The organism is Kitasatospora sp. CM 4170 (assembly GCF_032110285.1).
GTDB classification, from domain to species: Bacteria; Actinomycetota; Actinomycetes; order Streptomycetales; family Streptomycetaceae; genus Kitasatospora; species Kitasatospora aburaviensis.
Genome location: NZ_CP134877.1, coordinates 4298297 through 4323196 on the forward strand (window position 1 = coordinate 4298297; position 24900 = coordinate 4323196).

Here is a 24900-nt window from a genome sequence, read left to right on the forward strand (position 1 = left end):
CGGCGGTCTACCAGGGGCCGTAGGGGCCCATGTTCCGGTCGTTCCGGCCGCCCCGGTTGGTCAGCGCCCGGATGGCCGGACGCACGTCCACCATGTAGACGATGGCCGCGACCAGGCCCGCCAGCGTCAGGAAGCCCAACCCGAACAGCAGGTCCAGGCCGAACGCGATGCCGAGGAGGGCCAGCCAGAACCCCTTGGTCTTCTTGTCCGCCGCCCGGTAGGCGTCCTCGCGGCGGGTGGCCGCGTCGACCAGCGCGAACAGCTTGAACCCCAGGATGGCCACGGCCAGCCACCAGAACGGGTTCAGGTAGTCCAGAACCAGGACCTGGCCCACTCCGCCCATCGCGGCCTCCTCTGCGTCTCGGCTCGGCGTCCCGGCTGCCACCCATCGTGGCACGGCGATCCGCCCGCCACGGTGTCAACGTTCCGGGGTCACCAGATGTGCCCCGGTCGGACCGGGTCCAACCCGACCGCGGCACAGCGGGCAGGTGTTACTCGGCAGCCTTCCGGCCCTTGGCGGACTTCTTCGCGGCCGGCTGCCCGCCGGCCGCCGCGTCGCCCTCGGCCGCGTCGCCCTCGGCCGGGTCCTCGACCAGCTCGGCATCGACCGGCGCGTCCTCGACCAGCTCGACGTCGACCCGCTCGGTCTCGGCGGACTCCACCGCACCGCCGGGACGGCCCCGGTCGACCACGCCCCGGCCGCGCTCGGCGAGCTCGTCGTAGGCCTCCTTGGCCTTCACGGCCAGGTCGACCGCGCGGCCGACCTGCTGGAGGGCGAAGGACTGCGCCTTCTCCTGCAGCTCCTTGAGGTCGCCCGGCAGGGTGGTCACGCTGTCGGCGACCTTGGCCTGCGCCTCGACCAGCCGGGTCTGCGCCTCCTGGAACCGCGCCGCGGCCTTCTCCTGCGTGCCCTTGCGGTCCGCGGCCAGCGCCTCGACCTCCGCGGCCAGTGCCTCGACCTTGCCGGGCACCTCGCGCAGCTTCTCGTAGGCGAGGTCGCCCGCGCCGGCGAGGGCGTAGAGCGGGGTCGGGTCGCTCAGGGTCTTCTTGATCTCGTCCGCCATCGGCATGGCCGGTCTCCCGTGGTCTAGGTTGCCGGGCCGGCGGCCTCCGGGCCGCCGTCGGCGTGGTCGTCGGGCGCCGCGTCCGAGTCCTTACGGGCGGCGTTCTCCTTGAGGAAGGCGTCGTAGACCGCGAGCAGCGCCTGCTTCTGCTGCTCATTGATCAGCGGATCGGCCAGGATCGAGGCCCGCAGTTCCAGGCCCTCGCCCCGCCGCTCCTCCAGGATCCCGGCCTGGACGTACAGCGTCTCCGCCGAGATCCGCAGCGCCTTGGCGATCTGCTGGAGGATCTCCGCACTCGGCTTGCGCAGCCCCCGCTCGATCTGACTGAGGTAGGGGTTGGACACTCCGGCGGCCTCCGCCAGCTGCCGCAACGAGTACTGCGCGTTGCGCCGCTGCTCGCGGATGTACTCGCCCAGCGAGCCGACGTTCAGTGAGGCCATGCGACCACCCTGCACCACGCTGCTTGCAAAAGCAAGCACGCTGCTAACAGCAGCAAACGTGCGTCCCGCCGCACGGCCACCGACGCCCCGGCGGAGCATTCACTCTCACACCATTGCAACGAGCAAGGCGCAGATCATTGCATTATCCGCAGAGCCGTTGCAACGATTTCCCCGCTCCTACCTGCAATTATGGTGATTCTCCGCAACGAAGTTGTTGCCAGGCCAATGAGTGCAACGTAGCGTTTCCCATGTCGGAAACGCCGGGCCGACGGAGCGCCCGGCCCCTGAACAAGGAGCGCACGATGCAGCAGTTCGCCACCCCCGCCGCCGTCTCGGTCGTCCTGGACATCCCCGCGGGGCACCTGCGGTTCGTCGCCGCCGACCGGGCCGACACCACCGTCGAGGTCCGGCCCGCGGACGCCGCGAAGAGCCGCGACGTCAAGGCCGCCGAGCAGACCGAGGTCACCTGCACCGACGGCGTCGTGCGGATCCACGCCCGCGACCCCAAGAACCGGATCCTCGGCCCCACCGGCTCGGTCGAGATCACCGTCCAGCTGCCGACCGGCTCCAGCATCGACGCGAAGGCCGCCCTCGCCGAGCTGCGCGGCGTCGGACGGCTCGGCGACGTCACCGTCGAGGCCGCCCAGGGCACCGTCGAACTCGACGAGACCGCGAGTGCCCGCCTCACCCTCCAGGCCGGTGACCTCACCGTCGGCCGCCTGGGCGGCCCCGCCGAACTCCGCACCCAGAAGGGCGCGATCCGCATCGCCGAGGCCGTGCGCGGCGCGGTCGTCCTGGACGCCCAGGCCGGCGACATCACGGTCACCGCGGCCCCGGGCGTCTCCGCCTCCCTCGACGCCGGCACCGCCTACGGCCGGATCCACAACGCCCTCAAGAACACCGAGGGCACCGCCGACCTGACCATCCGCGCCACCACCGCCTACGGCGACATCACCGCCCGCAGCCTCTGACGGCGACACGGTCCACTGCGCGGGCACGGGGCAGCCGGGTACCGTCCGGAGGATGGGGAGCAAGCGGCGGTTGCGGCGGATGGTGATCGACGGGGACGTCCGGCTCTGGTCGGTGCACCACCGCCACCCCGACTGCCAGGAGGTGCTGACGGTGCGCCGGGAGGACGGGGGGACGCTGCGGATCGTGTTCCGCCCCGGCGTCGGGCGGTTCGTCCCCGACGGCTTCCTCCACTCCGGGCAGGTGGCCGACGACCGGGACGGGGTGCTCAACCTGCACCTTCCCGGCACGGTCCGGCAGTTGCTCGACGCGGCGCGGGCACAGGGGCTGGACGCGCCGGAGCGCGGAACCTCCGAGGCCGACGGCTGGCCGCTGTTCGACGCGGTGACGGGTGCGGGCGAGGCCTGACCGTCCGGCGGCTTCGGTGATGCGGGGCCGGAACCCGGCGAGCAGGGCGGGAAGCTCGGGCTCCGCCACGGATGCGCGCCCGGCTGCGGCCCTCGACGACGACCGCGCCGTGCGCGTCCGTGAGCACCGCGCCGACCGGCGGCCCGCCGTCGAGCCGGGACCGGTAGGCCGGCTCCAGGCACCGGCACGCGGCGGGCGCGAGGGCCGCCCAGGCCACCCCGAAGCCCTCCGGCCCCTCCGCGCCGGCCGTGTTCCCCGCGGTTCCTGCGCTCCCGGCGTTCCCCACTCGCCTTTCGGTTCCTGCGTTCACCGCGCCGCCGCTGCTCCCCATGGCGGCCGAGGCCGGTCGGGATCGACCCCGGGCAGCTGCCGTGTGATCACACGACGTCCGGGACGCGGATCGGCATCAGGATCGAGAAGGTGCCGGCCCGCCCCTCCGTCCGCACGGCCAGCGGGGCGATCGGGCCGCCCACCTCCAGGACGAGCTGCTCGGGGCCGCCGGCCCGGACGGCGTCCAGGAGGAAGTCGCGGTTGACCGCCACCCGGAGGCCGCCCGGGGCCGGCTCGGCGCCCTCGGCGGCGACGGTGAGCCGGCCGTCCGGGCCGAAGGCGAGCACGGTGGCCTCACAGGCGGCGCCGTGCGGGCCCGAGGGCAGGGTGCGGGTGGCGCCGGCCTCGACGGCCTCGCGCAGGTCGGCGGCGGGCACGCCGGCCCGGTGGACCGGGTCGAGCCGGACCAGCGAGCGGTAGTCCGGGTAGTCGTGGTCGAGCGCCGCGCCCTCGATCCGGTGACCGCCGGTCTCGGCCCGGACCAGGCCGCCGCCGAGGGTCAGCCGGGCCCGGTCGCCGCCCTGGCCGAGCAGCGCACGGAGCGCGTCGACCAACGCGGTCGGCACGATCGCGGCAACCGAGGCCTCCGCCGACCGCTCGCCCTGCACCGGCACCTCGGCCAGCGCCATCCGGTACCGGTCGGTGGCGACCAGCCGCAACAGCTCGCCGTCGAGGTCGAACAGCACCCCCGAGAGCATGGGCAGTTCGGGGTCGCCGGAGACCGCGAAGCGGACCGCGTCCAGGGCGGCGGCCAGCTCGCGGGCCGGAACGGTGAGGTCGTACGTGGCGGGGGCCGTGGTCATCGGGTTCTCCCTCTGGTCGATCAGGGCACGGATCAGGGAGAGCTCCCGGCGGGCGTCGGCGAGGCCGTCCTCCAGCCGGCGCAGGTGCGCGTCGACCACCCGGCGGGCCGCCCCGGAGCCCGGCGCCGCGCCCAGCACGGCCCGGATGTCGGCCAGCGGCAGGCCCACCCGCCGGAGCCGGCAGAGCAGCCGGGCGTCGGCGAGCTGGCCGGGCCCGTACCAGCGGTAGCCGGTGCGCGGGTCGACCCAGGCGGGGCTGAGGACGCCGGCGCCGTCGTAGAACCGCAGCGCGCTGACGCCGAGGCCGCTGTCGCGGGCCAGTTCACCGATGCTGCGCAGGTCGCTCTCCATACCGGGACCGTGGTGCCTCGACCAGGTCGAGGGTCAAGCCGGGCGGCCGGACCGGGCTCGACGGTACCCGGCCTCCGTCCGCCGTCCGGGTGGCTTCCGACGCCACCCGAAGGTTGTGGTTGAACTTTGAACGAAACCGTCCTACAGTGGAGCCAACAAGTTGAAGCCTAAACAACTGGCTTCGAACCCGAGGAGGAGCCATGGGCCTGTTCAACCGCACCAAGACCGCCGCGACCGCCACCACCGCCGTCGCCGAGGCGCCCGCCGGGCCGGACCTGGCCCACCTCTCCGGCGACTGGGCCATCGACACCACCCACAGCGAGGTCGGCTTCTCGGTGCGCCACGCGATGGTCACCAACGTCAAGGGCCGCTTCACCGAGTACGACGGCAAGCTGCGCCTGGACGGCACCGAGCCGGGCAACTCCAGCGCCGAGCTGGTGATCAAGGTCGCGAGCATCGACACCAACCAGGCCCAGCGCGACGAGCACCTGCGCACCGGCGACTTCTTCGCCGCCGAGACCTACCCGGAGATCCGCTTCCGCAGCACCTCCGCGGAGCGTCTGCGCGGCGACACCTACCGGCTGGCCGGCGAGCTGACCATCAAGGACACCACCCGTCCGATCGTCCTCGACCTCGACTACACCGGCAGCGCCACCGACGCCTACGGCGCCGAGCGGGTCGGCTTCGAGGGCACCGCCGTGCTGGACCGCACCGACTGGGGCCTCACCTACAACGCCGCCCTGGAGACCGGCGGCGTGCTGATCGGCGAGAAGGTCAAGCTCAGCTTCGACATCTCCGCCGTCCGGGCGGCCTGAACCGGCCGACCACCGCTGCCCCCGGTACACCGGGCACCGGCACACCCGGCGCCCCGGCGGTCCACGCCGCGACCGCCCCGCACACGCCCCGCCCCTGCCGACCCCCGAGCGGCAGGGGCGGGGTCGCTTCCGGCCACAACAACCCCGGTGCGCCCGGCCATTCCGTCCCGGCGGCGCCAACGACCCACCGCGGGGCCGCCCGACCGACCGACCGACCGACCGACCGCGGAGCGACTACCGCTGAGCCGACTACCGCGCCATCAGCGCGGCGTCGGACGCGGGCAGCCAGCTGTCCGGCGGACGCCGCAACCACCCTTCCTCCACGCCGAGTTCGGCGGCCGCCGCCACCAGTGCGGCCAGCCCGGGGTGCCGCAGGTCCGGCCGGTGCACCAGGCTGACCAGGGTCAGCGGCACCGGCTCCACCAGCGGCAGGTTCACCACTTCGGGCATCAGCAGCCCGCCCACGGTGGTCAGCATCGGATCGCGGTGCCGGGCCATGTAGCGGACCGTCTCGTCGACCCCGACCGGCGGCACGTGCGGCGCGGCCGGGACCAGGCCGTGCTCGCGCAGCAGCCGGGCGCCGAGGTCCGCCCACTCGGTGGTGGCCGGGTTGCCGGCGCAGATGTCGACCGGATGGCCGACCAGGTCCGCGAGCCGCAGCACCGAGCGGTCGGCCAACGGGTGGTCGGCCGTCATCATCACGGACACCCGCTCCAACCGGACCGGCACCTGGACCAGTTGGGCCTGCAGCCCGGCCGTGAGACCGGCGAACCGGCCGAACGAGACGTCCAGCCGGTGGGCCACCAGGGCGGCCGCGGCCGCCGCGAGCCCGCCGTGGAAGCGGGCCAGCAGCTCCCCCTCCGGCCAGGCGGCCCGGGCCCGTTCGAGCACCCGGTCGCCGGTCAGGTCCGGCCCGCTGACGTCGCTGTTGAGGTCCATCAGGAGGGGCCGCGCCGCCTCGCCGGCCACGATCTCGTCGTGCAGCGCCAGCAGTTGCCGGACCTTCGGCAGCAACCGCCGGCCGGCCGGGGTCAGTTCGACGCTGCGGGTGGTCCGGGTGAAGAGCGCGTCGCCGAGCAGCCGCTCCAGCGTCCGGACGTCCCGGCTGAGCGCCTGCTGGGCGACGTGCAGGCGCTCGGCGGCCCGGCCGAAGTGCAGGGTCTCGGCCGTCGTGACGAAACCGCGGAGCAGGCGGGGGTGCAGGTCGGCGGGCATGCCGGCAGATTAACAACACCGTGTTGTCGATGCGACGGAACAGGTGTTGGACCGCCGCCGGGCGACGGGCCGAAGCTGGGATCCCACCCCACCCGTTCAGTTCCCCGGAGTCCCATGCTCTCCTCCTACCGTCGGCTCTTCGCCCTGCCCGGCACCGCCGCCTTCACCCTGGCCGGGCTGCTCGGCCGGCTCGCCATGTCGATGACCGGCGTCTCGCTGGTGGTGCTGCTCGCCGAACGGCGCGGCTCCTACGCGCTCGCGGGCACCGTGTCGGCGGTCGGGCTGGCCACCGGGGCGATCGGCCTGCCGCTGCTCGGCCGACTGGTCGACCGCCACGGGCAGGCCCGCGTCACCGTCCCGGCCGCGCTGTACAACGCCCTGCCGCTCACCGGCCTGCTGCTCTGCGTCCGGGCCGGCGCGCCCGACTGGACGCTGTACGTCTGCTGGGCCGCCGCCGCGGCGGCGCCGAACCTCGGCGGCATGGCACGGGCCCGTTGGGCGCACCTGTACCGGGCCGACCCGGAGCTGCGCCACCTGGCCAACTCCTTCGAGCAGGCGTTGGACGAGCTCTGCTTCACGACCGGTCCGGTGCTCGCGATGCTGCTCTGCACCACGGTGGCCCCGGAGGCCGGACTCGTCCTCGCGGGAACGCTCGGCACCACCGGCGCCCTGCTGTTCGCGAGCCGGCGCGGCACCGAGCCGCCGCTCGCGGCACCCGCCCGCGCTGCCGCCCGGCCCGGCTCACCCCTGCGCGCGCCCGGTCTGCGGGTACTGCTGCTGACCTTCCTCGCCACCGGCATCGTCTTCGGCTCGATGGAGGTGACCACGGTGGCCTACACCGACGCGCTCGACCGGAAGCCACTGGCGGGCCTCCTGCTGGGGCTGGTCGCGGCCGGCTCGTGCGCGGCCGGGCTCGCCTTCGGGCTCCGCCGACCGCGCCGCGCGCCGGGGGTGCGGTTCCTGCTCGGCGTCGCGACCATGGCTGTGGTCCTGCTGCTGCCGCTCGCCGCCGCCGTGGGCGGCGCCGGGCTGGGCGACCCGGGGCTCGCGCTGCTCGGGGTGGCCCTGTTCGCCGCCGGCACGGGCACCGCCCCGACCATGGTCACCGGCATGACACTGGTCCACGACCTCCTGCCGCAGGGGCAGTTGAACGAGGGAATGGCGGTGGCGGTCTCCGGCATCGTGGTGGGCGTCTCGGGCGGGGCGGCGCTGGGCGGCGCGGTGGCCGAGCAGGCCGCGCCGGGCACCGGCTACCTCCTGCCGGCCGGCGCCGCCGCACTCGCCCTGCTGATCGCCCTGGCCGGCCGCCGCCACCTCCGCCCCCCGGCCGCGGCCCCGCGAACGGTGGCCGCGGGCCGCGACTGCGAGCAGCTTGTCAGTACCGTGCCCTAGGTGTTCTGACTCGTGAGGTTGGGGACGCGGCTGGCGGGTGGCTTGCCTGCGAGTGCTGTGTGTCCGCGGTGGTGATTGTAGGTGTGGAGCCAGGCGGGGTAGGCGTCGCGGCGTTCCTGTTCGGTGCGGTAGGGCCTGGCGTAGGCCCATTCGTCGAGCAGGGTGCGGTTGAAGCGTTCGACCTTGCCGTTGGTCTGGGGCCGGTAGGGCCGGGTTCGCTTGTGCGTGATGCCTTCGGCCGCGAGGGCATCGCGCCAGGTCCGGGAGCGATAGCAGGAGCCGTTGTCGGTCAGCACGCGCTGGACGGCGATCCCGGCCCGGGCGAAGAACTCGCTTGCCCGGGCCCAGAAGGCGGTGGCGGTCTCCTTGCGCTCGTCGGGCAGGATCTCGCTGTAGGCCAGGCGGGAGTGGTCGTCCACGGCGTTGTGGAGGTAGCTGTAGCCCGCGCCGGAACGGGTCTTGCGGCCGGCCTCACGGCCCAGGATCTTGTGGCCGCCGCCGTCGGGGATGTTGCCGAGCTTCTTGATGTCGACGTGGACCAACTCGCCCGGTGCGGCGCGTTCGTAGCGCCGCACCGGGCGAGCGGTCGCGCGGTCCAGGTGGGCCAGGCGGGCGAGCCGGTAGCGGGTCAGCACGCGGTGCACGGTCGCTGGGTTGAGCCGCAGCAGGTAGGCGATGCGGGCCGGGCCCCAGCGGCGCAGGACGCGGACCTTGATGATCCGCCGCTCGGTGCGCGACGGGGTCCGCCGGGGGCTGCGGTGCGGGCGGCTGGAGAGGTCGCTCATACCGGCCTCGCCCAGCGCCCGGTAGCGGTCCGCCCAGCGCTTGGCCGTGGTGGGCGAGACCTGGAAGCGCTCGGCGGCCCGCCGCAACGGCCAGCCGTCGTCGACCACGCAGCGGGCCAGGCGCAGGCGTCCGGTCTCGGTCAGCGGTGCGTTACGGTGTGGCATGAGGGCCTTTCTGGCTGAGGTGCAGATGTCGCAATCCACACCGAGCCAGAAGGCCCTCACTCATTTCAAGATCACCACGCCGTGAGCCCTGTCACCAACCTCCGTGGTCAGTACACCTAGGCCCTCTCTTTCGGATCTTGTCGGATGAGCGTGCGGCGTTGGAGTGCGTGCATCGGCGGTGCGGAGGAGGGAGTCCATGCGGAGCATCGGCGACCGACGACAAGCCGGCGAGGTGCGTGCTCCGGCGTCGTGCGCCCGGCAAGATCCGAAAGAGAGGGCCTAGCCTGCCGGGCATGGAGACCGCGACCCTGCAGTACCTGCGCGGAGACGCCACCGCGCCCCGGGGCAAGGGCGTGAAGGTGATCGCGCACGTCTGCAACGACCTCGGTGGTTGGGGCAAGGGGTTCGTATTGGCCCTGTCGCGGCGTTGGGCCGAGCCGGAGGCGGCGTACCGGCGTTGGCACCGGGAGCGCGCCCGGAACGACTTCGGCCTCGGCGCGGTGCAGCTGGTCCAGGTCGAGCGCCACATCCGGGTGGCCAACATGGTCGGCCAGCGCGGCATCCGGACCGGCCGCTCGACCGGTGCGCCGGTGCGCTACCAGGCGATCGACACCGCGCTGGCCGCCCTGGCCGAGGAGTCGCTCCGGCTCGGGGCCTCGGTCCACATGCCCCGGATCGGCTGCGGTCTGGCCGGCGGGCGGTGGGGGCTGGTCGAGCCGCTGGTGACGAGCCGTCTGGTGGACCGGGGCGTGTCGGTGACGGTCTACGACGTCGACTGAACCCGGTCGGCCGCCGTCCAGGTGTACTCGTACTCGGGGAGCACGAAACCGCCGGGGAAGACGCCCTCCTGCTCGGCCGTGCGCAGGCCGCCCTCACGCTCGTAGAACGCGACCGCCCGGCTGTTGTCGCGCAGCACCTCCAGGTAGAGGTCCGCGCCGGGGTGCTGCCGCGCGACGTGCGAGCGCGCCGCGCCGAGCAGCGCGCGGCCGATCCCGCCACCGGTGAGGCCGGGCTCGACGTGCAGGTTGTCCAGCAGGATCCGCCCGTCCGGCTGCGGCACCAGGTAGGCGAAACCGACGGTGCGGCCGGCCTGTTCGGCGATCAGCAGCTCGGGGGTATTGGCCGGTTCGCCGTACTCGGCGGCCAGCCGCAGTTCCCAGAGCGCGCGGCGCTCCTCGGGGAGCCCGTCACCGAGCGCCTGCTCCGGGACGATGCCGACGTAGGCGGTGCGCCAGCTGAGCGCGTGGAGGCCGGCGACGGCCCCGGCGTCGTGCACGCTGCCGCGTCGAATGGTGGCGTTCATGTGACGAGCCTCCCACAGCGCCTGGCTTGAACATGTTCAACCCTCCCCCTAGAGTCATGGCATGCTTTTGAACGCGTTCGAAAGGCACGGGGGCGGCGTTGCGGTACCGGATGCGGAGGGGGCATCCGGTGCCGTGCGCACCGACACCGGATGGAGCTGAGCGGGCCGACTAGGCTCGGGGCGTGGACGAGCTGGCAGCGACGAGCGGAACGAACGGTACGAGTGGGGCCACCGGCCCGGACGGCACGCCGGAGGCGCCCCAGGGCCGTCCGGCGGCGGGCGGCGGGCGGAAGCCCCGGCGCAGCCCCGCGGGGTCCGGCGACGTGCCCGCGGGGAACGGCAAGGACGGCCTCCCGGCCGGCGCCCCCGCGGCGTCCGAGCTGCCCGGTGGGCGGGCCCAGCCGAAGACGGACAAGAGCGAGCAGACCCGGGCCCTGATCCTGGAGACGGCCATGCGGCTGTTCCAGGAGCGCGGCTACGAGAAGACCACCATGCGGGCCATCGCCGCCGAGGCGGGCGTCTCCGTCGGCAACGCCTACTACTACTTCTCCGCGAAGGAATTCCTGATCCAGGGGTTCTACGACCGCATGACGTACGAGCACGCGGCGGACGCCAGGAACCGCATGGCGCACACCCGGGACTTCGCGGAGCGGCTGGAGATCGCCCTCGTCTCCTGGCTCGACACCGCCGCCCCGTACCACGAGTTCGCCGCGCAGTTCTTCCGCACCGCCGCCGACCCGAGCAGCTCGCTGAGCCCGTTCTCCAACGACTCCCACCCCGCCCGGGCCACCGCCGTACAGCTCTTCCGCGACGTGCTGGAGGGTTCCGAGCTGGCGCCGAAGCTGGACACCGAGCTGGTGGAGCTGCTGCCCGACGTGCTGTGGCTGCACCTCATGGTGGTGGTGCTCTACTGGGTCTTCGACCGGACCCCGGACACCGAGCGGACGCGGGAGTTCGTCCGGCGGTCGACGCCCATGGCCGCACGGGTCATCAACCTCTCGCGCTACCGGGTGTTCCGGCCGATCGTCCGTGACGCCAAGGGGCTCATCCAGGACTTCATCCTGCCCACCATCGGCAAGACCGCCGTCAAGTAGCGCCCGGGGCCGCACCGGACACGGCGGGGCCCCGGCCGGGGAGACCGGCCGGGGCCACGGGCGGCGGCTGTTCGACGCCGCCCCTGCCGCGACGCCCGAGGCGCCCGCGACGTCCGGACCGTCTGAGGCGCCCGCGACGCCCGGCCGGAGCCGGGCTCAGAAACCGTCCGGGTTCCACGCCGCCAGCGGCGTGCGCAGCAGCAGGTCGGCGGCGGCCGCGGCGCCCGGCCGCAGCTCGGTGACCAGACCCGCGGCGGCGAGCCGCGGGACGGTCTCCCCGCCCAGGTACAGCGCGCCGAGCTGGGACGCGGTCAGCGCGAGATCGGCCGCGTCGGTGGTCCGGGTGCACCGGCCGGTGCCGTCGGGCGCCACCTCGACGGCCCAGCGGCCGGCCGCCCAGCCCTCCCGGTCCTCCACCTCCAGGACGACCCGGCCGGGCGCGCCGTACGTCCGCGCGTCGAAGGCGGCCGCCACATCCAGCACCCGCACCCACATGAAGTCGGCGTTCTCGACGTACGGGGTGGCGGCACGCGGGTCGTCCAGCAGCAGCGGCAGCGGATCGTCCGGGCCGAGGTTCTCGACCACGACCTTGCGCACCCAGTCGACGGAGAACACGAACCGCCAGAGCGCACAGGCGGTGGGCCGGTCGAGGGCGAGGAAGTCGAGGACGGTGAGGGTGCAGTTCGGGTAGCTGCCGTCCCAGTTGTCGTCGACCTTGTAAACCACCGCGCCGGTCACGGTGCCCTCGGCGTCCCGGTGGAGGGCGGCGAACGGCTCCTTCCAGTCGAAGCCCGGCACCTTGATCTCGCCGGTCTGGCGCTTCCACCAGAGCTCGTCGCGGGCGAGCGCGCCGGGCTGGGTGAGCCGCCAGCGGTCGTGCAGCTCGGGGCCGAGCTTGCGCATCTCGGCCATGGTGGCGAAGTCGATCCGCCCACCGGGCACGGTGGGCAGGCCCGCCCGCAGGCCGCGGGTGCGTTGCAGGTCGATGTTCCAGCCGTGGCCGCGGGTGGCCGGGCCGAAGCCGTACCGGCCGTAGATGTTGTACTCGGCGGCGATCAGGATCGCCACGGCCGCGCCGCGGGCGCGGGCGCCCGCGAGGTCGGCCGACATCATCCGGCGGAGCAGGCCGCGCCGACGGTGGGTGGCGCTCACGGTGACGGAGGTGATGGCGTTCGCCGGGACGACGGCCCCGCCGGGGACGGTCAGCTCGACGTCGAAGCTCCGGAAGGTGGCGACGAAGCGCCCGTCGTCGACGGCCGCGAGCAGCCGGCCGGGCTCCCACTGCCGGCGCCGGTAGTCGGCGGCGCTCTCCACATGCGAGCGCAGGAATCCGAGGGACAGCGCCCTGTCCCACGGCTCGACCTCGTCCTCGGCGATCGCCCGGATCTCGACCGCGCCGGTGCCTTCGTCCAAGCGGCCGTTCCCCGGATCACCGGGCCCGCCGTACGCATCGTTGCCCATTCGCCCACGGTACGGCGGGCCCCCGAGGACGGGCATCCCATTTATCCCGTACTGGGGCGGCTCCGGCGCGCGGGCCCGGCAGCCGGGCAGCCCGGCCCCGCGGCACCTGCGGCCGGGCCCGGCTACGGGCGGGCGTAGAAGTCCGGGGTGCCCATGATCCAGAGGCTCGCCTGCTTGACCGGCATGCCGGGGCGCGGTGCCTCGATCATCTGGTCGTCGCCGATGTAGAGGCCGACGTGGTGGATGTCGGCGGCCCGGCCGGTGTCCGTCCAGAAGACCAGGTCGCCGGGGCGCAGTTCGCGGTAGCCGATCGGGGTGCTCTGCGCGTACTGGTCGGCGGCGAAGTGGTTGAGCTGCCGGCCGCCCTGGCGCCAGGCCATCATGGTCAGCCCCGAGCAGTCGTAGCCGCCCGGGCCCTCGCCGCCCCAGACGTAGGGCAGGCCGATCGCGGCCCGGGCGAAGGCGACCGCGGCGGCCGCGCCCTCCGCGGACCACGGACGGACCTGCGCCGGGCCGGCGGCTCCCCCGGCGGACGCGGCGGCCCCGGCGGCCGATGCGCGGGCCGCCACGTCGGCCGCGGCCTCCGCTGCCGCCTGCTCCGCCGCGGCCTGCTCCGCGGCGGCCTTCTCGGCGGCGGCCCGGGCGGCGGCCTCGGCCTCGCGGGCGGCGATCGCCTCCAGTGCCTCGCGCCGTTGCCGCTCCAGCGCGACGGTGGTGCGGCGGGCGGCGGCGAGGTCGGTGAGCAGCTGTTCGCGCCGCCGGCCGACGGCCACCACCTGGCTCTGCTGGCCGGCTACCCGCGCCTGGGCCCGCTCCCGGGCCGCGCCGACCTCGGCGTCGGCCCGCTCGGCGACCTCGGCGGCCGCCCGGGCGTCGGCCGCGGCGCGGCCCGCGGCGGCCGCCGTCGAGGTGGCCGTGTCCAGGATCTGCCGGGTGCGCTCGCTGGCCACGCCGACCACCGCGGCCTGGTCGCCGGCCTCGCGCGGGCCGCGGGCGCCGAACAGGGCGTTGATCGCGGAGAGCTCCGCCGAGGTGCCCTGACGGTACGTTTCGGCGGCGAGCTGGGCGGCCTCCTCGGCGGCCGCGACCCGCTCGGTCTCGGCGGCGACGGCCCGGCTGCTCGCCGCGCCCTCCTCGGCGCGGGCCCGGGCCAGGGCGAGCCGGGCGCCGTTGTAGACCTCGACGGCCTGCTCGGCGGCGCGGCCGACCCGGTCGAGTTCGGCCTCGGCGGCGGTGAGCCCGGCCTCGATGACGGCGACCGCGGCGGCCCGGCGGTCGGCCCCGGCCCGAGCCCGGGCGACCTCATCGGCCGAGGGGAACGGCTGCGCCGAGGGGTCGGCGGCCGGCACGGCGCCCGCGGCCGCGTCCGGCTCGACCGGGGCGGCCGCGGCGGCGGGGAGCAGCCCGAACAGTGCGGTGAGGGAGAACAGCAGGGTCGGCAGGAGCCTGCGCGCCACGGGACATCCCCTTCTCGGTTCTCGGACCTTCTCCGGTCGCGGACCGGCCCGCCCGGGAACGCGGAACATCCGGGCGAACCAGTCCGTCACGTGACAATTCGTTACGCGTCGTCATGTTCTCAAGCCGGACGGCTTCCACGCCCGAAGCCCTCGCGGGCCGGGCGGGTGAGCTGTCGGATGATCCGACCGGCGATCGGCGCCGACCGGGCCCAGGGCCACCGGACTACCGCACTACCGCACTACCGGCGGATCCTGCGGGTGTGCGTCCGGAGGTGGGGGTGGCGATCGGGCCGGGGCTCCAGGCCGGTCGGGCGGGCGGCGTAGCTGCGACTGCGGCCGGCCCGGACGGTCCGCCGGCGCTGCTGGGCCTGCCCCTTGGCTCCGGGCTCGCGGCCGACCGCGGTGGGCCCGGCCGGTCCCGCCGGGTACCCGTGGCCGCCGGCGGGCACGGCGCCCGCCCCGGCGGCGGCCGCCGAGCGGCGGTCGGCCAGCCGGGCGGAGCGCCGGGCCAGGGCGCGGGCCGCGTGCGCGTCGAGGTGGGCGGTGGCCCGGGCGGCCATCCGCTCGGCGACCCGGTGGGCGGCCGGGTGGTTCGCCGGGACCTTGTCCGGGGCGCCGGCGATCAGGTCGAAGAGCCAGGTACGGGCGACGTCCGCACGCCGGTGCAGCCGGCGCTCGCGCCGGAGCGCCCGGGCCCGGCGGCGCGGGCGGGTGGCGTACCGCCAGCGCGCCCAGGGGCTGCTCGGGCGGGCCAGCCGGACCGCGCCGACCCAGGAGATGCCGGGCACCATGATGCCGAGCAGGCCGGTCCACATCTTGCCCTTGAGCAGGGTGACCACCATGGCCACCGCGTTCACCGAGATCACCGTGACCAGGCCCCACCTGGTCTCCCCGCTGGGCTCCGCGCCGAGCGGCACGTAGCCGATGAGCAGCAGGCCGGTGAAGAGGATGCCGAAGATCACCGCGTCCACCGACTTGCGGCCCTGCTCGCTCCAGTAGACGTCGTCGAGGTGCAGGATCAGCGCGAACTCGTCCAGTACCAGGCCGCAGCCGATCCCGAACAGCAGCCCGAACACGTCGATCCAGGGCCGCCCGCCGTACGTCGCGAACACGCCGATGCCGCCGGCCAGCAGGAAGCCCAGGCCGAAGACCATGTGGTGGATGTGCAGCCCGCCCGGGGTGACGTTGCCCGGCCACCAGCGCACCTTGGCCCTGATCATCCGCACGCTGAACCGGATGAAGACGAAGGAGGTGATGAACCCGACCAGCAGCAGGAACAGCGGTTGCTTGTGCGTGGCGACGATGTGCTCGCGATAGCCGTCCAACAGTGTGGTCATGGGTCTTACCTTCGTTCCTGGTCCTGCGTCCTGCCTGACGCGACATGGCCCGGAGGCCAACACCGGTCCAACGACTCCCGGCCGGGCCGGCGGCGGTCAGAAGCCGCGGGTCCGCTTGGCCGCGCGCCGCGGCACGGCCGGGGCGGGCGAGGGCAGCTCGGCACTGGCCGGCAGCTTCATGAACAGCCGGGCGATCTCTCCCCCGAGGTTCACGCCGATCGCCAGCGCCATGGCGATCGCGGCGGCCCGGGTGATCTGGACCAGCCCGCCGCCGGAGTGGCCCTGGGCGAACGCGAGCATGCCGAGGTACAGCGCCGAACCGGGCATCAGCGGACCGATCGCCGCGGTGACGTACGGCAGCGCGGAGCCGTTCCGGTAGCGGGCCATCAGCTGGCCGAAGAGGCCGACCAGTCCGGCCGCCACACCGGTGGCGACGATCGGCGAGACGCCGGCGTTGTAGACCAGCACGCCGTAGCTGGACCAGCCGATGCCGCTGTTGAGGGTGACCAGCGCGAGCGTCCGGCGATCGGTCTGCAGCAGCATCGCGAAGGCCAGTGTCAGCACCAGCGCCGCGATCATCTGGACCGGCGGGTAGTTCACCCCGACCAGGCTCTCGTCCGGTTTGAGCTTCGCGTTGTAGCCGACCCCGAGGTAGAGGATCAGCATCACGCCGATGACGATGCCCGCCACCAGGTAGATCACTTCGAGCAGGCGGGCGGCGGCGGTGATGTAGAAGCCGGTCAGGCCGTCCTGGACGGCGGCGACCAGGGCCCGCCCGGGGAGCAGCGCGAACAGCCCGCCGGTGATCACCACCGAGCCGCGCAGGCCCCAGTCGTTGAAGGAGAGGATGATGCCGGAGGCCGCCGCGGGCATCGCGGCCGCCACGAACTGGTAGAACTCCGGCAGGCCGCGCCGGGCGATCAGCGAGGCCAGCCGGTCGCCGAGGACGGCCGCGACGAAGGCGCTGGCGAAGACCAGCCAGGCCTTGTCGTCGATCCGCCCGCCGACCAGGAAGGTCGCCGCACCGGCCAGCAGACCGGTGTTCAGCGCGAGCAGCCAGGCCGGGTACGGGTGCCGGTTGCGGCGGATCACGGCGAGCCTGCGGTAGGCGTCGTTGACGGTGACCTTCTCCGCCGTGATGTCGGCGACCAGCTCGTACACCGCGTTGAGCCGGGTGTAGTCGGAGGTCCGGCGGCGCACCACGCGGTCCGCGGTGACCGGCGGCTCGACCAGCGAGGGCTGGTGCGAGATGCCGATCAGGGTGAAGGTGACCTGCGGCTCGCAGCGGTCCAGCCGGTAGGCGTGGGCGATGCCGAGCATGGCGGCCTCGACGTCCTCGGCGGCCTCGCCGCTGGCCAGCAGCAGCTCGCCGATACGGAGCGTCAGGTCGAGGATGCGCGGGACGTTGCGGGCGGCGGAGGGGTGGAGGTCGCGGGCGGTGCGCTCGAAGGCGGGGCGCTCGGACATCGGGGTGCGCAGCAGGGTGCGCATCCGGTCCGGCCAGGGCGCCTCGCCGGGGGCACCGGCCTTGAGGGTGGGGACGGCGATGCCCAGCGGCGGGGTGTAGCCGGCTGCCTGCCACTCCTCGGGGGTCAGGGTGTCCTCGGCGACGGACCGCCGGCGCCGCTCGGGGGCGGCGGGCACGGCGGCCCCGGCGTCGACGGGCGCGGCGTCGACGGGCGCGGTCGCGGCGGTCACGACGGTCCCGTCAGGCTCGGCGGTCACCACTGTCCCGGCAGCCCCGACAGGCTCGGTGGCCCCGTCGGTCACCGCTGGAGCGGGCTGCTCCGGGGCGGCGCCCTCCTCGTGCTCCGGGGCCAGCAGCCCCCGGGTCTCCGGGACGGGCGGCGCGAACGGGATCACCGTGGCGGGCTCGGCGGCCGGCGCGGGGTGGCCCAGCAGGCCCTCGGTGGGCGGCGCGTCGGAGGGGTGGACCGGCCGCGCCTGCGGCGACGGACCGTTCCGCCGGACCCCCCGGCCGCCCCTGGCCCGCTTGCCTCCGCCCGGTCGGCCCCGCTTCGGCACTTCCGCTCCTTGCCGCCCCTGATGGCGCCGGGCTCCCGGCCACCGTTCGATTCCGCTTACACCTTGCCTGATCGAACAGCCCGACGCACATGTACGCCGCGGCGGGCGGCGGCGCCGACGGGCGCCTACCCGGCGCGGTGGCGGTCGGCGACCGGGGCGCCGGACCGGCGGGCGCGCAGCAGCTCGACCGCCACCGGAACCACCGAGACCAGCACGATGCCGACCAGGATCGCCTCGATGTTGTCCCGGACGAACGGGATCTGCCCGAGGAAGTAGCCGAGCACCGTGACGCCGCCGCCCCAGAGCACGCCGCCGACGACGTTGAAGAGGACGAACGTCCGGTAGTTCATCCCGCTCACCCCGGCGACGATCGGGGTGAAGGTCCGCACGACGGGCACGAAGCGCGCGAGCACGATGGCCTTGGGCCCGTGCCGTTCGAAGAAGGCGGCCGCCTTCTCCACGTTCTCCCGCTTGAACAGCCGGGAGTCCGGGCGCCGGAACAGCCCCCCGGGCCGACCTTGCGACCGAAGAGGTAGCCGACCTGGTCGCCGGCCACGGCGGCGACCACCACGAGTGCGCAGACCAGCCAGAGCGGCTGGTGCAGGTAGGTGCCGCCGGCCACCAGCAGGCCGGTGGTGAAGAGCAGGGAGTCCCCGGGGAGGAAGAAGCCGATCAGCAGGCCGGATTCGGCGAAGACGATGGCCAGGATGCCGAGCAGCCCGAAGGTGGAGATCAGGTACGTCGGATCGAGCCAGGACGGGCCGAGGGCGAGGCTGGTCACGGGCAGGCACTCCTGGAAGGTCGACTCCTGGCAATGAAACGGTAAAGCATTCACCAAGAAACCTTGATCCAGGAGGCCCTGCCCGGGCCTCGCCCGGGCAGGGCCCATCACCCGGGCAGGGGGCCTACAGCCCGTACCGCTCGACGATCTCCTTGTGCCGGGCGGTGTCCGCGCCCGCCGCCTCGGCCAGGTCGGACCAGGCCAGCGGATGCGTCCAGGAGCCGGTCAGCCGGTGCAGCAGCGCGTCGGCCTCGGCGGCCGAGGCGGTGGGCGGCACCCCCAGCGCGGCGTAGACGCCGGGCAGGAAGCCGTCCTCCTCGGCCGGGTCGGTGATGCTGTACTGCTCCCCGCTGTACGCCCACACCGCGTAGCCGGCCCGGCCCAGCTCCTCGCGCAGCTCGGCCCAGGCGTCGTCGCCCGGCCAGGCGCCGTCGATCCAGTAGGTGGTGTAGCCGGCCGGGTCGAGCAGGGTCAGCAGCCCGAACACCGGGCGCCAGCGCCGCCGCTCCTCCTCGGGCGCGCCCTCGGCCGGGGGTTCCTCCAGCAGCGCCGGGGCGAAGACCACCACGTCGCCGTGGTTGAGCGTCAGGTCGTCGCCGAGCACCGGCAGGATGCGGGCGGTGGCCGGGCCGGTCCGGACGGCCGGGAGGTCGGCGGTGGCACCGTTAGTGCGGGTGGCCCGCACGGTGACCAGCTGCCACTCCTCGTCCACCGGCCCCTCGGGCTCGTCGAACTCGATGCCGAGCCGGGCGCCGGTGGAGCGCACCACGGCCCAGTCCCGGTTGGCGGTGGCCGAGGTGATCAGGTGCCAGAGGTCGGGCTCCCGGACCGTCCGGTGCGCCTCGCCCTCCGCGGCCTCCTCGGGCGGCAGCGCGTGCACCAGGACCTCCTGGTAGAACCGCTGCGCCCGGGCGTGGTCGCCCAGCTCGGTGGCGGCGCCGGCGGCCAGCCGGCGGGTGTTGATCCGGTCCGGGTGCTCGGCCAGGATCGCCTCGCAGTGCTCGACCGCCTCGGCCCAGCGGGCCTGGGCGGCGGCCCAGCGGGCCCGCACCCAGTGGGCGTCGGAGGGGCTGCCCGGGGCGAGCCGGTCGGCCAGCCGTCCGACGCCCTCGGCGTCCCCGGCCTCGATCAGCGCACCGCCCAGCATGCCGACCAGTTCCTCGTTGCCCGGGTCGGCGTCCAGCCGTGCCCAGAGCAGGTCGGCGGCGGCGCGGGCGTGGCCGAGGCCGCCCAGCACTCCGGCCAGGTTCAGCGCCAGCACGGTGGCGCCGGCCTGCTCACCCCGGTACCGGTCCAGGGCGACGGCGAGCAGGTCGGCGCCGGCCTCGAAGGGCACGCCCGTCTCGGCGAGGTACGCCGGCAGCTCGGCCGGCGGGACGGGGAGCTCCGGGGCGGGCAGCGCCTCGGCGGCCGCGCGCAGCGCCGCCACCTGCTCGGCGACGCCCTCGGTGCGGCGCAGGTCGGCCAGCTTGCGCTCGCCGGTGGTGGCCAGGGTCAGCGCGATCGTCCGGGCCCCGCGGGCCAGCGCCAGCCGCCCGGCGGCCAGCAGCAGGTCGACGCAGGGGCGGTGCGAGCCGGTGCCGTCCAGGTAGCCGACCCAGCCGGCCAGCGCCGCGCCCAGCTCGGCGTCGTTCTCCCGGGCACCGGCCGCGACCAGCAGCTCGACCGTGGTGGTCCAGGCCGCCCGCAGGTCGGCGTGCCGATCGGCCTCGGCCAGGTCCGGCAGCAGGGCGAGCGCCTCCTCGGTGCGGCCCAGCGAGGCGAGCGCGCGGGCCCGCAGCAGGGCGCCCCAGCGCCGGTCGCTCTCGTCGATCTCCCGGCCCCGGACCCGCTCGGCCTGCTCGGCGGTGTCCAGCAGGGCCAGCACCTCCTCGTGCCGGCCGAGCAGGTGCAGCGTGCCGGCCCGGGAGTGGTGGAAGTGGAGCGAGAGCTGCTCGCCGGCCGCCTGGATCCGCGCGGCCGCGGTGTCGAGGTGGGCGAGCGCCTCGGCCGGGCGTCCGTCGTCCTCCAGGGCGTCCGAGTACTCCCGGGAGAGGCAGTCGAAGCAGGCCCGGGCGGGCTCGATCCGCTCCAGCGTCTCGCTCAGCACCGCGAGCCGCTCCGGGACGTAGCCGGGGCCGTCGACCCGGGCGTGGCAGATCGCGAAGTCCTGCACCACGCAGACCGACTGCGGGCAGCCGGCGGTCTCCTCGCGGTGCGCGAACTCCAGCAGGTCGACCGCCTCGGGCAGCGCCTGCTCGCCCTGGTGGCGCCGGTTCAGCAGGTTCTGCATCCGCCAGTGCCGCAGGTAGACCTCGACCCACGGCAGGCCGAGTGCCCGGGCGGCGGCGACCGCCTCCGGGTAGACGGCGTCGAGCTGCTCGTTGCGCCCCTCGTTGGCGTGGCCGGGGAGCTCGTAGATGGCGTCGGCCAGCCGCCGGTGGCCGGCCTCGGCCAGCTGCTGGTGGGCGTCGTGCACCCAGGCCCAGATGTCGGTGCTCATACCGCTTCCGTCTCCCCCTGCGGGTCGTGCGCTGTACTGGTGGTCGGTGTGGCGAGGGCCACTGACGGTCCGTTCGGGACGGTGGTCACGGGCGGGGTCATCGTTCAGGCCCCCGCACCGCGGCCGCCGGGCCCGTCGAGTCCGTCGAGCCCGTGAAGGCCGTCGAGCCCGTCCGGGCTGTCCGGGACCGCGTCCAGGCCGGCCGGGACGGCCGCGGTGAGCGCGGAGACCGCGGTGCCGATGCCGGCCAGGGCGGTGGTGAGGTCGCCCCCTGAGCCACCCGCCGAGGCCGCCGCCATGACGACCTTGATCGAGCGGAGCAGCCCGGCGGCGGTGGCGCTGCCGGTGTGGCCCGCCCGGTAGGCGGTCAGCAGGTCCTGGACGGCCGGACAGGACAGGTTCAGGTAGAGCCGCGCCTTCACCTCGCCGTCGGTGCGGGCGGTGAACGCCCGGGCCAGCCGCAGCGCGGCGGACGGGATCCGGGCGTCCGCCTGGTCGTCCTCGATCCGGGCCTTCAGCTCGGCCTCACGGTCGGGGACCAGCACCAGCGGCAGGCCGGGCGGGTCGAACCGGGCCGGGACGAGCTGCTCGCCCGGGTCGGCCAGCGCGCCGGCCAGCCAGGCGGACTCCTCCGCGGGCAGCGGGCGCTCCGGGTCGCGGAACAGCTCGCGGTTGCCGCTCTCGCTGCCCAGCTCGACGATCCGGCAGCCGCGCAGCTGCGCGTAGCGGCGCAGGAACGGCAGGACGGCGTAGCGGTCGCCGCGGGCGATCGGCACCTGCATCGCCCGGTAGAGCATCTCCTCGAAGCCGCCGCCGCTGCCGAGCGCGACGTGCACCGCGCCCCCGCCGGCCGCCCGCAGCGCGCCCGCGGTCAGGTCGCCCTGCGAGGTGGGCACCGGGACGTCGTCGGCGAGCAGGGTGAAGAGACGGTCGTCGCAGAGCGCGGCGCCGAGCAGGTCCTGGCCGTGCCGGGCCAGGATGCGCCGCCAGACGGCGGGCCGCAGTCGGGCCGTCTCGTAGAGCCCCTCGACCACGGCGTCGGTGAGCTGCCGCTGGAGGGCGCGGTAGTGCTCGTCGCGCTGGAGGTCCTCGCGGCTGGCGGTGGGGGTGAGCCGGTTGGACTCGACCACGCCGCCGACGAACCCCGCCCAGCTGGGCAGCAGGTCGCGGGCGTCCTCGGCGAGCAGCATGCCGCGCAGGTAGACGGCCAGGTCGCGGTTGTCGCTGCTGCCGTAGGTCGCGCCGTCCTGGACCCAGAGCAGGCCGACCGCGTCACTGCCGCCGCCCTTGGCCCCGCCCTCGACCGGAGTCACCGGGAAGGCGGTGAGCGGCTCGAAGCGGCGGCCGAAGGCGGCTGCGAAGCGCATCCGGGCGGCGTACGGGTCGCCCCCGACCGCCTGCCGCCAGGGCACCGGGACGGCGTTGACCGGCTGCTCGTCGTCGCCGACGAAGACCGGGATCGGCAGCAGCACGCAGTACCGGCCGAGCACCTCGCGCAACGCGTCCTCGTCGGCGAGGTGGCCGTGCTCGGTCTTCAGGGCCAGCTCGACCACGGTGCCGCCGCCGGGCCGGGCGGCGGCCGGCTCGACGCTGTACTGCTCGCCGCCGCGGCTGCGGTAGCGGTGGCCGGCGCCCGGCTCGCGGTGCGAGGTGGTGGTGACGGTGACCTCGTCGGCCACCGAGAAGGCGGAGAGGAAGCCGAGTCCGAAAGCGCCGATCAGCTCCTGGCTGCCGGTGAGTTCGCGCAGCATGCGGGTGTAGCCGGTGCCGACGGTGGCGAGGTAGGCGTGGATCTCCGGCTCGGTCAGGCCCGCGCCGGTGTCCTCGATGGCGACGGTGCGTCGGGCGCCGTCGGCCCGGACCCGGATCAGCGGGCGGTGGTCGCCGTCCGGGTCCTCCAACAGGCGCCGGGTGTGCGAGTCGTGGGCGTTCTGGACCAGCTCCCGCAGGGCGACCAGCGGGGTGGAGTAGAGGTGGGTGGCGAGGACGTTCACCAGTCCGCCGAGATCGACCTCGGTCGTACGCAGATCCTCGGCGGGCACGGACTCGGGTGGGAGACCTTCAGACATGAGTCCCCAGTGTGCCAGTGCGACTATCCGGCGACCATTTCTTTCTGACCAGGGAGGTTCGGTCAACCCCGCATTGACAGCGGCGGTCCTTCGAACCGACCCGGTCCGTTCACCAATCATTGCCCCCGCAGCCGGACTTGACGCCGCCCCGGGGCACGCGGCGGCCCCGCCCGGCAGGTCGGACATGCCGCTTTCATGACCCCATCGGGGGAATTGCCACCCATTCGGTGGAGTTCGTCCACGGCGCTGGTGAATGCTGGTCGGGCGACGTCAGGCAACGGCGCTCCGGAGCGGCCACTCCGGCCGGCGCCACCATTCGCACTCCACTCTTCAGGGAGACCAGCGTGTCCCGTATCCGCGCAGCCGCCGCCGTCACCGCCCTCGGAGCCCTCCTCCTCGTCGGCGTCGGCGCCGCCACCGCCCACGCCGACAACGGTGCCGGCGCCGACCACCTCTCCAACAGCGGCGTGGTGAGCAACACCGGCTCCAACAACGTGATCGGCGGCGTCGTCGGAAACGTGGTCAACACCCAGCAGACCGCCACCGGCTCCGGCGCGAGCAACCAGAACAACGGCCTGGCCGTGACCGGCAACGCCGGCAACATCGGCGCCCTCCAGGGCAACGGCAACCTCGCGGCCGACGTCTTCTACCCGGTCATGAGCTAGGCCCCGTCCGGCTCCGGCGGCACCCTCCTCCGGGGGCCGTCCGGGCCGGGTGCCCGCCCCACCAGCGCGGGGCGGGCACCCGGCCCTCGCCGTTCGCCGGCGGGGTTCGACCCCTGCCGTGGCCAGGCGCTCCCTTTCGGCCGGACAGGACCCCGGACAGGACCCCGGGCAGGAGCTAGCCGGCCACGCCGAGGACGGCCCGGCCGATCCGCCGCAGGCAGTCGCCGAGGTCCGGCCGGGCGCTGTACGGCCGGTTCCGCACCCCGTCGTTGACCAGCGCGAAGAGCGCGTGGACCCGGATCCGGGCCTCCACCGCGTCGCACTCCGGGCGGACCAGGCGGAGCAGCTCGACCCAGGTCCGCAGGAAGTCCCGCCGGAAGTCCACCGCGGCCCGGCGGTCCGGCGCGGCCAGCCGCTCGGTCTCGCTCAGCATCGCGCCCAGGTAGTCGCCGTTGCGCCGGGCGAAGCCCACGTAGGCCGCCAGGCCGGCCTCCAGCGCCGCCGACGGCCCGGCCGCGGCGGCGATCGCCCCCTCCACCTCGTGCCAGAGCCGCTCCCGGCTGCGCACCAGCGAGGCGGCCAGCAGCTGCTGCTTGCTCTCGAAGTGCCGGTACACGCTGGGGCCGGAGATGCCCACGGCGGCGCCGAGTTGGTCGGTGCTGACGTTGTCGAACCCCCGCCGGTGGAAGAGCCGCACCGCCGCCGCGAGCAGTTCCTCCCGACGCGGCTGCGGCGCCGCCCCGGCGGTCGCGGCGGCCGGTCCGGGATCGGTCCGGGTGCCCTCCAGGGACACCGCGAGGACCGCCGCGACCAGCTCGCCGAGCAGCCGCTCGGCCCGGCGCGGCTGCGGAGCGGCCGACTGGTAGGACAGACCGGCGCAGGCGGAGAGCGCCGACCAGCAGAGCAACCCGGCGTCCGGCCCGGCCAGTTCGGGCCGCTCGGCGCGGAGCACACCGGCCATCAGCGTCGCGTCCGCGCGCAGCTCACGGCGGAGCGCGGCCCGCCGGGCCGGCGGCAGCAGCCGGGCGTCGCGCTGCACCAGCGTGCCGAGCGGCCGGTGCCCGACCGCGACGGCGGCCAGCGCCGCCCCCACGGCGGCCGTGGAGTCGGCCGCGCGCAGCCCCGCGGCCAGCTCGTCCAGGCCCAACCGGACGGCCCGGTCGAGGAGTTCCGGCTTGCCGCGGAAGTGGCGGTAGAGGGCGGGGGCGGTGATGCCGACCCCGGCGGCGACGTCCGTCATCGAGACCTGGTGGTACCCGCTGCGGTGGAACCGGTCGGCGGCCACGGCGAGGATCTGCGCCTGCCGGGACCGTGCGGGCGGCCGCCGTACCACCATGCCGGCGCTCCCTCGCTCCCGTCCCGTCCAGCCTGCCGACCGTAGGCTAGCAACGATTCACTTGCGGCCAGGCGCGGGCCGGGCACGGGCCGGACCGGGGGCGGCCACCGGCCGGAGCACGGGCCCGGCCGCACCTCCGCCGACCCTGGACAG

The 24900-nt window shown here is 74.8% G+C and carries 21 protein-coding genes and 1 pseudogene; 7 read left to right on the top strand and 15 right to left on the bottom strand.

All coding sequences use genetic code 11. The annotated features are described in order from the left end of the window. Positions 1–7: 7 nt before the first annotated feature. The 3 genes from RMN57_RS18145 to RMN57_RS18155 all read right to left on the bottom strand — a co-directional run bounded on the left by RMN57_RS18145 (position 8) and on the right by RMN57_RS18155 (position 1504). On the bottom strand, positions 8–343 hold the full coding sequence (locus tag RMN57_RS18145) for a DUF2516 family protein (protein WP_313764399.1): 336 nt from the start codon (positions 341–343) through the stop codon (positions 8–10). 148 nt (positions 344–491) lie between these two features. Continuing rightward, positions 492–1070 (bottom strand): hypothetical protein, encoded by a 579-nt coding sequence (locus RMN57_RS18150; RefSeq protein ID WP_313764400.1) that lies wholly within the window; start codon positions 1068–1070, stop codon positions 492–494. A 17-nt stretch (positions 1071–1087) separates the two neighbouring features. After that, the gene (locus RMN57_RS18155; RefSeq protein WP_313764401.1) at positions 1088–1504 is read right to left on the bottom strand and encodes a helix-turn-helix transcriptional regulator; all 417 of its coding nucleotides are present in this window, start codon (positions 1502–1504) and stop codon (positions 1088–1090) included. 302 nt (positions 1505–1806) lie between these two features. Between RMN57_RS18155 and RMN57_RS18160 the strand changes: the two genes are divergently transcribed. Next, on the top strand, positions 1807–2475 hold the full coding sequence (locus RMN57_RS18160; RefSeq protein WP_313764402.1) for a DUF4097 family beta strand repeat-containing protein: 669 nt from the start codon (positions 1807–1809) through the stop codon (positions 2473–2475). Positions 2476–2527: 52 nt separating this feature from the next. After that, a complete protein-coding gene (locus tag RMN57_RS18165) occupies positions 2528–2881 on the top strand; it encodes a hypothetical protein (protein ID WP_313764403.1) in 354 nt (117 codons plus the stop codon). Between the two features lie 377 nt (positions 2882–3258). On the opposite strand, the gene RMN57_RS18170 is transcribed toward RMN57_RS18165, so the two are convergent. Beyond that, positions 3259–4365 carry a MerR family transcriptional regulator gene (locus RMN57_RS18170; RefSeq protein ID WP_313764404.1) on the bottom strand — a complete coding sequence of 369 codons (1107 nt, stop codon included), beginning with the start codon at positions 4363–4365 and terminating at the stop codon, positions 3259–3261. A gap of 200 nt (positions 4366–4565) precedes the next feature. On the opposite strand from RMN57_RS18170, the gene RMN57_RS18175 reads away from it, so the two are divergent. Beyond that, complete coding sequence (locus tag RMN57_RS18175; RefSeq protein ID WP_313764405.1) at positions 4566–5180, top strand: YceI family protein; 615 nt, start codon at positions 4566–4568, stop codon at positions 5178–5180. A gap of 249 nt (positions 5181–5429) precedes the next feature. Here RMN57_RS18175 and RMN57_RS18180 read toward each other — a convergent pair whose 3' ends face one another. Continuing rightward, positions 5430–6395: a LysR family transcriptional regulator gene (locus RMN57_RS18180; protein WP_313764406.1), complete on the bottom strand. Its 966-nt coding sequence runs from the start codon at positions 6393–6395 to the stop codon at positions 5430–5432. Positions 6396–6509: 114 nt separating this feature from the next. Between RMN57_RS18180 and RMN57_RS18185 the strand changes: the two genes are divergently transcribed. Continuing rightward, positions 6510–7787: an MFS transporter gene (locus RMN57_RS18185; RefSeq protein ID WP_313764407.1), complete on the top strand. Its 1278-nt coding sequence runs from the start codon at positions 6510–6512 to the stop codon at positions 7785–7787. On the opposite strand, the gene RMN57_RS18190 is transcribed toward RMN57_RS18185, so the two are convergent. Continuing rightward, positions 7784–8737 (bottom strand): IS481 family transposase, encoded by a 954-nt coding sequence (locus RMN57_RS18190; RefSeq protein WP_313761509.1) that lies wholly within the window; start codon positions 8735–8737, stop codon positions 7784–7786. The two genes, RMN57_RS18185 and RMN57_RS18190, sit on opposite strands and share 4 nt — an antisense overlap. 293 nt (positions 8738–9030) lie before the next feature. Between RMN57_RS18190 and RMN57_RS18195 the strand changes: the two genes are divergently transcribed. Further along, positions 9031–9516 (top strand): Appr-1-p processing protein, encoded by a 486-nt coding sequence (locus RMN57_RS18195; RefSeq protein WP_313764408.1) that lies wholly within the window; start codon positions 9031–9033, stop codon positions 9514–9516. On the opposite strand, the gene RMN57_RS18200 is transcribed toward RMN57_RS18195, so the two are convergent. Continuing rightward, a complete protein-coding gene (locus RMN57_RS18200; protein WP_313764409.1) occupies positions 9501–10040 on the bottom strand; it encodes a GNAT family N-acetyltransferase in 540 nt (179 codons plus the stop codon). The two genes, RMN57_RS18195 and RMN57_RS18200, sit on opposite strands and share 16 nt — an antisense overlap. A 182-nt stretch (positions 10041–10222) precedes the next feature. Between RMN57_RS18200 and RMN57_RS18205 the strand changes: the two genes are divergently transcribed. Further along, positions 10223–11134: a TetR family transcriptional regulator gene (locus RMN57_RS18205; protein ID WP_313764410.1), complete on the top strand. Its 912-nt coding sequence runs from the start codon at positions 10223–10225 to the stop codon at positions 11132–11134. A gap of 156 nt (positions 11135–11290) precedes the next feature. Here the strand turns inward: RMN57_RS18205 and RMN57_RS18210 are convergent, their stop codons facing one another. The 7 genes and pseudogenes from RMN57_RS18210 to RMN57_RS18240 form a co-directional block, all read right to left on the bottom strand. After that, a complete protein-coding gene (locus RMN57_RS18210) occupies positions 11291–12547 on the bottom strand; it encodes a GNAT family N-acetyltransferase (protein ID WP_313764411.1) in 1257 nt (418 codons plus the stop codon). A 170-nt stretch (positions 12548–12717) separates the two neighbouring features. Beyond that, on the bottom strand, positions 12718–14052 hold the full coding sequence (locus RMN57_RS18215; RefSeq protein WP_313764412.1) for a C40 family peptidase: 1335 nt from the start codon (positions 14050–14052) through the stop codon (positions 12718–12720). 239 nt (positions 14053–14291) lie between these two features. Further along, positions 14292–15389 carry a hypothetical protein gene (locus RMN57_RS18220; RefSeq protein WP_313764413.1) on the bottom strand — a complete coding sequence of 366 codons (1098 nt, stop codon included), beginning with the start codon at positions 15387–15389 and terminating at the stop codon, positions 14292–14294. A 96-nt stretch (positions 15390–15485) separates the two neighbouring features. Then, positions 15486–17414: a threonine/serine exporter family protein gene (locus RMN57_RS18225; protein ID WP_313764414.1), complete on the bottom strand. Its 1929-nt coding sequence runs from the start codon at positions 17412–17414 to the stop codon at positions 15486–15488. 125 nt (positions 17415–17539) lie between these two features. Beyond that, positions 17540–18195, bottom strand: a pseudogene (locus RMN57_RS18230) (DedA family protein). Between the two features lie 124 nt (positions 18196–18319). Further along, positions 18320–20677: a hypothetical protein gene (locus RMN57_RS18235; protein WP_313764415.1), complete on the bottom strand. Its 2358-nt coding sequence runs from the start codon at positions 20675–20677 to the stop codon at positions 18320–18322. Between the two features lie 104 nt (positions 20678–20781). Further along, complete coding sequence (locus RMN57_RS18240) at positions 20782–22746, bottom strand: ATP-binding protein (protein WP_313764416.1); 1965 nt, start codon at positions 22744–22746, stop codon at positions 20782–20784. A gap of 344 nt (positions 22747–23090) precedes the next feature. On the opposite strand from RMN57_RS18240, the gene RMN57_RS18245 reads away from it, so the two are divergent. After that, positions 23091–23411, top strand: a complete 321-nt coding sequence (locus RMN57_RS18245) for a hypothetical protein (protein ID WP_313764417.1) — start codon at positions 23091–23093, stop codon at positions 23409–23411. Between the two features lie 175 nt (positions 23412–23586). Here the strand turns inward: RMN57_RS18245 and RMN57_RS18250 are convergent, their stop codons facing one another. Continuing rightward, positions 23587–24747, bottom strand: a complete 1161-nt coding sequence (locus RMN57_RS18250; RefSeq protein WP_313764418.1) for a TetR/AcrR family transcriptional regulator — start codon at positions 24745–24747, stop codon at positions 23587–23589. Between the last annotated feature and the right edge of the window lie 153 nt (positions 24748–24900).